This window comes from Nostoc sp. ChiVER01 (assembly GCF_034531155.1).
Lineage (GTDB): Bacteria > Cyanobacteriota > Cyanobacteriia > Cyanobacteriales > Nostocaceae > Nostoc.
Genome location: NZ_JAVRBS010000033.1, coordinates 30944 through 42604, shown reverse-complemented (window position 1 = coordinate 42604; position 11661 = coordinate 30944). Strand labels below are relative to the sequence as shown.

Genomic DNA, 11661 nt, shown 5'->3' with positions numbered 1-11661 from the left:
TAGGGCAAGATTTTTAATTACAACGAAATTAAGCTATTTTGCTGTGTATATTCGGAAATCACTAGTTGGTTGAAGCGAATAGTGTCTTCTAACATAGATTCAAATTTGAGTACGATTAAGTTAACGCCAACGGCTTCGTATTCTTTCAGACGTTGAATAATAGTATAGCGATCGCCAACCAGTTGAGCAGATAAACCGAGATTGGCTTCAATGGTTTGACTGATATCTAGTTTGTTGTGGGCAACTACGTTAGGATCGATTTGCTCTTGAAAGTATTTGATTTGTTGCTGATCCGCAGAACGATAAATCGCTTCTAATCTAGCTTCGGCTTTGGCGGTATGTTCATGAACGATCGCAAAAGCACTCATTGCTACTTTAATCTGACGACCGTAGCGATCGCTAGCCAATCGTTTTACTTTCTGCACTAATGCTGCCGTTTTTTCAGGAGCATCAGCATTAATAAATAAATAATCTCCCAGACGAGCCGCTAGATTAATTGCACGATCTGATTCACCAGCAATGAAAATGGGTGGTGTTGGTATAGGCTTATCCGCGAGAATACCACCCTTAATAGTGTAGTATTTGCCAACGTAATTAAAGCCTTCGACTGTCCATAGCCCCTTGATTACATCAATGTACTCTTCTAATCGTGCGTAGCGATCGCTGTGAGGTAGCCAGATATCTCCATAGCTTTCTACTTCTAACTTCCACCAACCTGCAATACCACTGAGAGCAAATCTGCCGTTACTAAGCTGATTTTGAATGTTTGCACTCAGCTTGGCAACCACAGCAGGCAGTTTAAAACCAGGCTGTACAGCCGCAACAATCTTGATATTTTTAGTGTTCAAACTTGCTAAAGCTGCTGTAATCCATGCGTCAGCGACATTATAGTTAGGCCCATGAACTGCATTCAAGTAATGTTCAGGAATGTAATAGAAGTGATAACCTAACTCGTCTGCCTGAACTGCCAGTTTTACCAAATCTTGAGTGGATAAATTAGCCTCATGGTTGGCAACTCGCAACCATCCACCACAGACGGGCGACCAAATTCCAAACTGAAGTGGCATAAATCTTCTCCTATAACTTTTTTTACGAGAGATTAAATTAACTATGGTATTTATATAGGTTTGCCGTGGTTTAATAGTTCACACTACCATATTTATTTCTGCTGTGTATAGTTGCAGATGATACATGATAAGCATTTACTTATCACGATATGGAATAGTATCGATACTTTATCGAGTCCTGATTTCTGGTTGCTCTGACTAAATCAGGTTAATAACCAGCAAATATCAAATCATAATTCAACACCCAGCAAAATTGGGCTGTATTCCAAAATGGAATATGAAAATGGAATTTAAGTATATCGAATCACGACATTAGAAAATTTATCGTGATAAAGTCTGATTCATAAAAAACTACGGTAGCACGGTCGGGCTATGGTATATTGTCACAATCAGATCATAAAATTGTCTATTTGTAAACTTAGAGTAGTAGTCTGCCAAGTGAACTTGGCGGGGTAAAGGGTAAGGAGGAAAGCTTTTAAATCCTTTCCCCTTTCCCCAGACCTCACAAGCGGATTTTTGGGTTGGCGGACTAGTAGTTTACAGCCGCTCTCAAGCTTTCGATTTTGACTAAGATTTTGCCGTATCAAGTTTTAGCTGATTTGTTAATGATGAAAAATTAGGCTTTGTTGCTTTACTTGCAAACTTAGATAAATAACCAAGCAGTTTCAATTACAAACGCACAATTATGGTAGATATTAAGTTCGCATACTGGATTCCTAACGTCAGCGGTGGGTTAGTTGTTAGTAAAATTCCCCAACGGACAGATTGGACTTATGATTATAATGCTCAACTAGCTCAAACAGCTGAAGAAGTTGGGTTTGAATATGCTTTAGCACAAGCTAGATTTATCGCCAGCTATGGTGCTGAGTACCAGCTAGAAGCATTAACAACTGTGTCAGCCCTAGCTCCAGTCACCAAGAAATTGAAGCTAATTGCAGCAGTTCACCCTGGATTGTGGCATCCGGGAGTAGTTGCTAAAATTGGTGCTAGCATTGATTTTCTCTCTAATGGTCGGTTTGCTTTAAATGTAGTTAGTGGTTGGTTCAAAGATGAATTCACTATATATGGTGAACATTGGTTAGACCATGACGAACGATATCGTCGTTCAGAAGAATTTATCCGCGTTCTCAAAGGTTTGTGGACTGAGGATGAGTTTCATTTTAAGGGCGACTTTTACCGCATTAACGGCGGTTGGGTGAAGCCTAGACCAGTTAATCAAAATCCCCACCCGGAGATATTCCAAGGTGGTAATTCCAAAGCAGCGCGGCGGATGGCTGGCCGTGTCTCTGATTGGTATTTTATGAATGGTAACACCATAGAAGGTGTGAAAGAGCAGATTGCAGAAGTATCTGAATTAGCGAGTATTGAAGGACGCACAATTAAATTTGGTCTGAATTCCTTTATCATAGTGCGAGATACGGAAGCAGAAGCCCATGAAGTATTGCGTGATATTATTGCCCAAGCTGATGTAGAAGCTGTGAAAGGATTTGGCGAAGCGGTGAAACAGGCAGGATCTTCGACTCGTGAACGTCAAGGAATGTGGGCAAATTCCAATTTTGAAGACTTGGTGCAGTATAACGATGGCTTCCGTTCAGGCTTGATTGGCACTGCTGAACAAGTAGCAAAGAAGATTCGCCAGTTTCATGAAGCGGGAGTTGATCTAATTCTTGGTGGCTTCTTACACTACACAGATGATTTGCCAGCATTTGGTAAAACAGTAATACCCATTGTGCGCGAACTTAAATCTAATCGTCGGACAGCTGATGAGTTAGTTGTAGTGTAGATTAACAGGAACATCCTTTGTAAGAGTGGGTTTTGTTGGGCCAATCTGTTGAGATCATAGCTAAACCCACTTCTACTGCAACAGCGAAACGCTACGCAGATGTCAACATTAACAAAATCGATTCGCCTAACTCAAATCATCTTCATAATTGCATAAATTTCGTAGCAAATTAAATTAGGGTTTGGGATTGCAGATTTACTTTCAGTCTGGACATAGATAATTGGTGTTTTATTGCCCATTTATGTGACGTACAAATATGGACTATCAGGACTGTGGTGGTTTACCGTACCAATGGTTTATCAGTCGTTGCCGTCATTGCATTCGCTCAAAAGGCTAATGCCTCATGGCTACACCATTAGTGAATTTGTATCTGTGCGTTATAGCGGTACAAAGTTGGCGCGGATTGTCGTAGTTGCAGGTATCCTTTTTGGGTTGTGCAAATTGTGACAGTGAATTTGAAAGGTGTTTCCCTGATGGTGGCAGCGATTTTTGGGATGAATGAGGGAGTTGTGGCAGCGAGCGCATCTTTTATAGCTGCAAACTCCTTCAAATTCAATTTGAAGGATGGCCATCTTGCCCATCTAAGTATTAGTGATGGACAAGATGTCCATTCCTCAAATGGGATGTGCTGATCAAATACAGATATTTTGTGTTGTCTCATAGTAGTGGCGATTATGAGTCACTCAATCACAATCAAGGAGTTTTACTATGACATCAGTAATTAATACTGACCAGAAGGCACATATAATTCAGAATGACCAAGAAGCGATCGCGATCGCTCACGAATTAGCAGCTGAGTTTGCCAAGGGAGACTCAGAACGCGACCAAACTCGGCGTTTACCTGCTGAAGAGGTGGAAAAGTTCTCCCAGAGTGGATTATGGGGAATTACAGTCCCTAAAGAGTATGGCGGTGCTTTTGTATCGAACGCCACCCTCGCAGAAGTCATTAAAATCATCTCTGAAGCTGACTCTAGCCTTGGTCAAATTCCCCAAAACCACCTCTACATGGTAGAAGCAGTCCGCTTGGATGGTACAGATGAGCAAAAGAAATTCTTCTTTGATTTGGTTCTACAAGGCAAGCGGTTCGGTAATGCCTTCTCGGAAATTGGCACAAAATCTGTTATTGATGTGCAAACAAAGTTACAGCCAGATGGTTCTGACTTCGTACTCAACGGACGCAAATACTATTCTGCTGGGGCATTACTGGCACATTGGGTTCCCGTCATTGCCAGCAATCCAGATGGTAAAACAGTGGTAGCATTTGTCGAAAGAGATGCGGAAGGACTAACCCTACTTGATGACTGGACGAGCTTCGGACAGCGTACCACAGCCAGTGGTACTACCATTATTGAAAATGTCAAAGTCAAGGCAGAACACGTCATACCGCATTACTTAGCCTTTGAACGGGCAACACCAATGGGTGCGATCGCACAAATCATCCAAGCCGCTGTAGACGTGGGAATTGCTAAAGCCGCAGTCCGTGACACCATCCACTTTGTTCGCAAGCATACCCGTCCTTGGGTTGACAGTAATTTAGAAAAAGGCTACGAAGACCCCCTGACACTGTACAACTTAGGCAATGTACAAATTCAGGTTCACGCTTCAGAAGCATTGCTGCGTCGTGCAGGCGAATTTCTTGATATCGCTAACGAGTCAGGTTTAGAAGAACCCAAGGTAGTTGAAGCATCAATTGCAGTTGCTGAAGCCAAAGCCTTAGCCACGGAAGCAGCATTACTAGCTACCAACAAACTGTTTGAACTAGCAGGTACTAAGTCCACATTGGAGGAATTTAACTATAATCGCCACTGGCGAAATGCCCGCGCTCACACACTCCACGATCCTGTGCGTTGGAAATACTACGCTGTTGGTAACTACTTCCTCAATGGTATTTATCCCCCACGCCATCCTTGGCTGTAATTGCCCCATTCTCTGTTGGGGTGAAGCATTCAGAGGGAATGATTACCAGAATGTTTTGCCCCTAATAAATCCAACATCACTTTAGTTGATTCTATGAGCGTTACGAACTCAACCCAGAGACGGAGCATTTGGCAAAGCCAGCCATTTAAGGCGTTGCTTTCTATTGCTGTCATTGCTGTTCATTAGCTATATTTTTGAACTCATCTTTGGTCAAATTATTCAGCTAAATATGGGTACAAAATTAACTTACATCACTATTATTGTTACCCGATTTTGATAAGCATTTACATAAGTCAAACCAATCCCATAATTTTTCTTGCAGTCTTTGTAAGGTAGTTAAGTTTTTTTTGGTAACTAACTCAGATGTAGCTACTAATTTTGCAATAATAAAGATAGCTTTAAAAACTTATTCTGAATCTATTTATTTTATCAAAATTATATTTACTCCTTAAAAATGTATTCGCAGGAGAAGTTGCAAAATATGCAATTAATCAAAACTAAAGAGTCTCAAAATTATCTTGAGATAGCTAAGTCTTTAGCAAAGGAATTTGCTGCTACTGCTGTAGCACGGGATACAAAAGGGGGAACACCAAAGCATGAACGCGATCGCCTCCGCCAAAGCAACTTGCTGAAACTGATCGTACCTATAGAGTCCGGTGGTTTAGGAGAAAGCTGGATTACTGTTCTACAAATTACCCGCGAGTTTGCCAAGGTTGATAGTTCTATTGCTCACGTCTTTTCTTACCATCATTTAGGTGTAGTAGTTCCTCACATCTTTGGTTCGGCAGAGCAGAAACAGCGATATTATTCAGAAACTATTCACAACAATTGGTTTTGGTGCAATGCTCTCAACCCTTTAGATAAAAGAACTACTTTGACACCGGAAAGTAATTATTTCCGTCTTAACGGCATCAAAAGCTTTTGCTCTGGCTCCCACGATTCGGATATATTACCGATCACTGCCACTGATCAAGAAACTGGTGAATTGAGTATTTTGGTAATTCCTACTCAAAGGCAAGGCATTACTGTTCATCATGATTGGGATAATATGGGGCAACGCCAAACAGACAGTGGTAGTGTGACATTTGAAAATGTGCTGGTGTACCCTGACGAAATTCTTGGTAGTAGAGATAAACCCAGTCATCCCTTCAGTACTATTCGCGCCTGCTTAACTCAATTGAATCTTGCTAATATCTACCTGGGAATTGCACAAGGAGCATTTGAAGCTTCTAAAACGTATACTGGCACTAGCACAAAACCTTGGCTGACATCAGGTGTAGAAAGTGCAACCCAAGATCCATACATTATCCAGCATTACGGCAATATGTGGGTTGATCTTCAGGCAGCCACTTGTCTAGTTGAACAGGCAGGAGAATTACTACAAACAGCTTGGGAGCAGGAATGGTCGCTCACCGCAGAACAACGGGGAGAATGTGCGCTGTTTATCGCTACAGCCAAAGTCGTCGCTACTAAAGTCGGCTTAGACATTACCAACCGCATCTTTGAAGTTATGGGCGCACGCGCTACTAATGCCAAATATGGTTTTGACCGCTATTGGCGTAATCTCCGCACATTCACTCTCCACGATCCAGTAGATTACAAAATCCAAGATATAGGAAATTGGGCGTTAAACGATCAACTGCCAAAACCCAACTTTTACTCTTAAAAGGACAAAACTTGACAGTATGGCGAGCGATCGCTAGTGGTGAATTAGCCAATTTCCAAGGCGACTATCTGAATATAGTTGAGGTTTTATCTGACCCCAACCATAAATATTGATGGTGTGTTATCAGCAGCGCAGATAAGTCTTCTCTATGTTCTTTAAAGTTGTCTACAAAAGTTAAGAAAACTTGATTGAGCAAATTTAAGTTTGACATTTTTTGATCTTAGAAAGATTAATCATGTTATTATAATAAACAATTTAATATAATAATTAAAACTTACAAAAGCTATTGATATTATATGGAATCGTTATAATAAATTTTTCTTTAGACCTTTGATAGATATTGGATGTTTCTTAAAGAGGATGCAGGTATTAATACTTACTAACATAATTGATAGTACTCTATTGAATAAAAAATATCGAAGCCAGATACAAATTTTTAACTAATGTTATTATGCAATAACCTCATAAGGTAATGTCAATTAAGATCGATTATGAAACTAGCCACACAAACTACAGTAAAAACTCTAGGGGACTACGCCTACCAAGCGATTGAAAAACACTTTAAGAAAACCTTGAAGTGGGAAAAATTAGTAAAGAAAGATGAAGATCCAGAAGCGTTGCATCAAATGCGAGTGGGAATGCGCCGCTTACGAACATCTGTAACTAGCTTTGGGCTAGCGGTGGATGTGCCGAAACCAGTCAACGATAAAAATATTGGTAAAATAGCCCGTCGTCTTGGTAGTCTGAGAGATTTAGACGTACTTAAAGAAAGTTTGGAAAACGGTTACAAACCAAACTTACCCTGTAAAGAGCAAGAATCTCTAAAAACAGCTTTCAACGCTTTAGCTAAACAACGTGAAGATGTAGAATCAAGGGTACAGAAAACGTTAAAAGATGAATCTTACAAGTCTCTAAAAGATGCATTAGATAAGTGGTTAGAGAAACCTAGTTATCAACCGTTAGCATCTTTTACCATTCAGCAGGTACTACCAGATTTACTTTTACCAGAAGTAAGTAGTTTTTTACTGCATCCGGCTTGGTTAGTTGGCACTGAATTTGTAGAATCAGAAGTGATAATCCAGAAAAACTGGAAACCAGAAAAGATAGAAAAACAATTGACCACAGAAGGTGAAATTATTCACAGTTTGCGAAAAGAAGCAAAACGTCTACGTTATCAAATGGAGTTATTTACTGACTTATATGGCGAGTCTTACGCAGCTTATCTTACAGAAGTGAAAAATATCCAAGAAATTTTGGGTACGATGCAAGATAGTGCTGTATTAACTGACTGGCTTACAGATGTGTTCAAGTCAGAAATCCAGACTGAACTCCCTACCCTTGCTGCTTTGTTAACTGAAAATCGCTACCAGTCGTGGCAGAAGTGGCAACCCTTACAAGAACGGTATCTGAAAGCTGAAACTAAGCATAGCTTTCATTTAACAATATTGCACCCGCTTTCCGGAGTAATAGCGTGAACTACCCACACTGGCTTGGACTCTATCAGGGTAAAGGTATCTAAATATATTAAATATATATTTAATATATTGACGATTGACGAGCTTGAATAAGAAGCGGATTCTATTTGTCTAATACTTTTAAAACAACTTTTATGGTAAAGGGAGACACAGTAACGTGTCTCCCTAGTCAACAGAAAAAGTAGTCTCCTTCAATCTGCCTTCTAATGTCAGTACCCCTTAAATTGATAAAGTTCTTATTTTGTAAAACCGACTCCTAGCGTATAGGAAAAATCAGGTTCAGAGTTGGTACCAAAGAAAGCTCCATTATTTTGAGGCAAGAAAGAATCTTTACTCACTGAAACTGAGTATACACCTGCACTCACTAAACCAGTGATTGATGACGAATTTTGACTAGTCACTAAAGTCCCATAGTTAAACAGTCCGATATTTGCCTTTCCCGATGTCGCTATGTCGATAGTGACGGTTCCTGAAGTTGGTAAATAAAATGTAAAAAAGTCAACATCGGGATTGCGACTCGATTCAACTGTTGCTAACTGGCCTGAAATATTAATTTTTGAGCCTGATGAGAAAGAACCTAAATTTTCAGCGTTTCCTAGTGTGTTGTTTGTAGCTTGTTCAGCATTTTCCCGCTCATAGAAAAGAAAGTCATCGCTACTAAGTCTGAGATTGTTTTTTCCCTGCACAATACCTATAAGTTCATTTACCTGTCCCGGTTGCTGTGAGAATATTCGTGTGTTGCTTCCAGCAACTTGCAGACGGTAGTCTTGTGGAGTTCCTTTGAGTTGAATTTTATCTTGGCTAGAGTCAAAGTCAGTAATAGTAGCAAAATCCGCAAAACCAGTATTCGTAGAGTTGTTATCGTCGTAGAAAATATTTGCAGCGTCCCCTAAGACAAATGTATCTGCGCCAGTCCCGCCAGTTAAACTATCAGTTTCCCCTACTCCAGGTGGAAGTAGACTACCAGGATAAACACCGATGAGAATATCGTTTCCAGCCCCCCCATTGAGTACGTCATTGCCTGGCCCGCCTTGTAGGCTATCATCGCCGTCCTCACCATTGAGGATATCATCGGCTAAATTACCATCTAGTGTGTCATCGCCCGCTCTTCCATTCAGCGTATTGTTAAAACCATTACCGTTGATAAAGTTGTTAAGACTGTTACCTGTACCGTTGATGGCGTTACTTGAGAATTGCAGTATTAAGTTCTCCAGATTTGCGCCCAGTGTGTAGGTGACAGAAGACCGAACGCTATCTGTGCCTGAATTAATCGCTTCCCGAATAGTGTCACTAACACTGTCAATAATGTAAGTATCGTCGCCTGTTCCCCCATCCAAGATGTCGATACCAGTGCCGCCATTAAGTATGTCATTGCCACTGCCACCAATTAGACTGTCGTTTAGCGTCCCACCGGCGAGAGAATCGTCACCAGCTAAACCATTCAAGGTATCGTTACCGGACAGACTAGTGACATTACCACCATTAGCCCAACCAACTATAGTGTCATTTCCCGAAGTCCCATTTATCTTGTCAGGACTTGTAGTGCCGAAAGTAAAAGCCATATTATCTCTCCTGAATTTCTCACCAATACGTAAGTTGAGCCTCAGTCCAAGAACTATTGAGCACTTAGATACAGATTATTTGCTATTTGCGTAATCTAAGTTAGAAAACATTAATTATTTTGTTAGAAACTTCTCAAGAAAAAATATCCAACTAGTTATTGTAGGCTGACCCAAAAAGCTTGCCTCTGTTTGCGGACAAGTTAAGATGCCTACTCTAAAAAATTAGATAATTTATTCTCTGAAAATCTCTTAAATAAATGGTAAGTAATTAGGTCACGCCGCTTCTATACGAGACGGTGTGTGCTTGCTTAAGAAAGTGGATACGCTCATAAGTCAAAATTTACACATTACAATCCGCATAAATAGATTTAGGAGCTTGTCATTAGGATACCGTATTTTCCTCTATTTTTTTGAATCTATCGGTAAATAAATTTTTAATTAAATATCTATCATGAATGCGCTTAAAAAACATTGCTTTGTCTCAATCAGTCATAGTAGAGGTTACTGCTACTAAATACAAAGGCTGCTCTAATGTGTCGTCAGAGTAACTAAGTTGTATGTAAAATCAACTAGCAGCTAAGATGAAGGTTTACAAGCGTCAAATATGAATGTTTTACTTCTATACCCCCGTTTTCCAAAAAGTTTTTGGTCTTTTGAAAAAACACTGGCTTTATTAGATCGGAAAGCAATGCTACCGCCTTTAGGCTTGGTAACTGTAGCTGCGATATTACCTCAAGAATGGGAGTATAAGTTAGTAGATCGAAATGTTCGCGTTTGTACGGAAGCAGAGTGGGCTTGGGCAGATTTGGTTATTATGTCGGCGATGATTGTGCAAAAAGAGGATTTACTCTTTCAGATATTAGAAGCAAAACGTAGAGGTAAACGGGTAGCCGTGGGTGGCCCTTTCCCGACAGCGCTACCAAATGAAATGACATCCGCCGGAGCAGATTACTTGATATTGGACGAAGGGGAAATTACCCTACCCTTATTTGTAGCAGCGATCGCACGGGGCGATCGCACAGGTATATTTCGCTCTGGTGGTGAAAAACCAGATGTTACCAACACTCCAACTCCTCGCTTTGACTTGCTAGAATTTGAAGCCTACGCGGAGATGTCGGTGCAATTTTCGCGTGGATGTCCCTTCCAGTGTGAATTCTGCGACATTATTGTGCTATATGGTCGCAAACCCCGCACCAAAAACCCAGAGCAACTCTTAGCAGAACTAGATTATCTCTACAAACTGGGTTGGCGACGCAGTATTTTTATGGTGGATGACAACTTTATTGGCAATAAGCGGAATGTCAAATTATTTTTAAAGTCCCTTCTGCCCTGGATGGTAGAACATAACTATCCCTTTTCCTTTGCCACAGAGGCTTCAGTTGATTTAGCCCAAGATCAAGAACTGATGGATTTGATGGTAGCGTGTAATTTTGGTGCTGTTTTTCTGGGAATTGAAACCCCAGACGAAGAAAGTCTTACTTTCACTCAGAAATACCAAAATACCAGAGACTCACTCAGTGAGGCGGTAAATAGAATTACCCGCTCAGGGTTGCGAGTTATGGCAGGCTTTATCATTGGGTTTGATGGCGAGAAGGCGGGAGCCGGGGCGCGAATTGTCAAGTTTGTTGAGCAAACAGCAATACCCACGGCCTTATTTAGTATGTTGCAAGCCCTTCCAGATACAGCGCTTTGGCATAGATTAGAAAAGGAAGGACGACTCCGCAATAAATCAGCCAATATCAATCAAACTACGTTGATGAACTTTGTCCCAACTCGACCGTTAGAAGACATCGCTCGTGAATATGTGCAAGCATTCTGTGATTTGTATGAGCCAGAGCGGTTTTTGGAGCGTACATACAAACACTTCCGGCTTTTGGGCGAAGCAACCTACCCCAAAAAAGGCAAAGCTGCTAAGAAACCATTGAACTGGAAAGTCCTCCGAGCGTTTCTAATCATTTGCTGGCGGCAGGGTGTACGTCGTCAGACGCGCTGGCAATTCTGGCGTAACTTGTGGAACATGTATCAGCATAATCCGGGCGGGGTGAGTAGTTACTTAGCTGTTTGTGCCCAAATTGAGCATTTCTTGGAGTATCGCCAAATTGTCCGGGATGAAATTGAGGCTCAAGTCGCTGAATTTTTGGAAGCAGAAGCTAAGGTAAAACCCAAAGCACAAGTGATGGTTAATTCGTAG

Annotated in this window: 10 protein-coding genes; 7 read left to right on the top strand and 3 right to left on the bottom strand. The window is 40.9% G+C overall.

The features are described from left to right. Positions 1–17: 17 nt before the first annotated feature. A complete protein-coding gene (locus RMY00_RS30385) occupies positions 18–1067 on the bottom strand; it encodes an LLM class flavin-dependent oxidoreductase (RefSeq protein ID WP_322651083.1) in 1050 nt (349 codons plus the stop codon). A 685-nt stretch (positions 1068–1752) separates the two neighbouring features. Here RMY00_RS30385 and sfnG point away from each other — a divergent pair. From sfnG to RMY00_RS30365, 4 genes are all read left to right on the top strand, one after another. After that, the gene (gene sfnG, locus RMY00_RS30380) at positions 1753–2850 is read left to right on the top strand and encodes a dimethylsulfone monooxygenase SfnG (RefSeq protein ID WP_322651082.1); all 1098 of its coding nucleotides are present in this window, start codon (positions 1753–1755) and stop codon (positions 2848–2850) included. A gap of 243 nt (positions 2851–3093) precedes the next feature. Continuing rightward, on the top strand, positions 3094–3297 hold the full coding sequence (locus RMY00_RS30375) for a hypothetical protein (RefSeq protein ID WP_322651081.1): 204 nt from the start codon (positions 3094–3096) through the stop codon (positions 3295–3297). Further along, entirely contained in the window at positions 3294–3482 is a 189-nt protein-coding gene (locus tag RMY00_RS30370; RefSeq protein WP_322651080.1) for a hypothetical protein, read from the top strand. The genes RMY00_RS30375 and RMY00_RS30370 overlap by 4 nt, the downstream gene beginning before the upstream one ends. Positions 3483–3558: 76 nt before the next feature. Then, positions 3559–4767: an SfnB family sulfur acquisition oxidoreductase gene (locus RMY00_RS30365; RefSeq protein WP_322651079.1), complete on the top strand. Its 1209-nt coding sequence runs from the start codon at positions 3559–3561 to the stop codon at positions 4765–4767. Positions 4768–4796: 29 nt separating this feature from the next. On the opposite strand, the gene RMY00_RS30360 is transcribed toward RMY00_RS30365, so the two are convergent. Beyond that, positions 4797–4940, bottom strand: coding sequence for a hypothetical protein (locus RMY00_RS30360; protein WP_322651078.1), 144 nt, complete (start codon positions 4938–4940; stop codon positions 4797–4799). Positions 4941–5248: 308 nt separating this feature from the next. Here RMY00_RS30360 and RMY00_RS30355 point away from each other — a divergent pair, with 308 nt between their 5' ends. Continuing rightward, on the top strand, positions 5249–6433 hold the full coding sequence (locus tag RMY00_RS30355; RefSeq protein ID WP_322651077.1) for an acyl-CoA dehydrogenase family protein: 1185 nt from the start codon (positions 5249–5251) through the stop codon (positions 6431–6433). 491 nt (positions 6434–6924) lie between these two features. Then, the gene (locus RMY00_RS30350; RefSeq protein WP_322651076.1) at positions 6925–7908 is read left to right on the top strand and encodes a CHAD domain-containing protein; all 984 of its coding nucleotides are present in this window, start codon (positions 6925–6927) and stop codon (positions 7906–7908) included. 236 nt (positions 7909–8144) lie between these two features. On the opposite strand, the gene RMY00_RS30345 is transcribed toward RMY00_RS30350, so the two are convergent. Next, positions 8145–9470, bottom strand: a complete 1326-nt coding sequence (locus RMY00_RS30345) for a calcium-binding protein (protein ID WP_322651075.1) — start codon at positions 9468–9470, stop codon at positions 8145–8147. Positions 9471–10074: 604 nt separating this feature from the next. Between RMY00_RS30345 and RMY00_RS30340 the strand changes: the two genes are divergently transcribed. Further along, positions 10075–11661: a B12-binding domain-containing radical SAM protein gene (locus tag RMY00_RS30340; protein ID WP_322651074.1), complete on the top strand. Its 1587-nt coding sequence runs from the start codon at positions 10075–10077 to the stop codon at positions 11659–11661.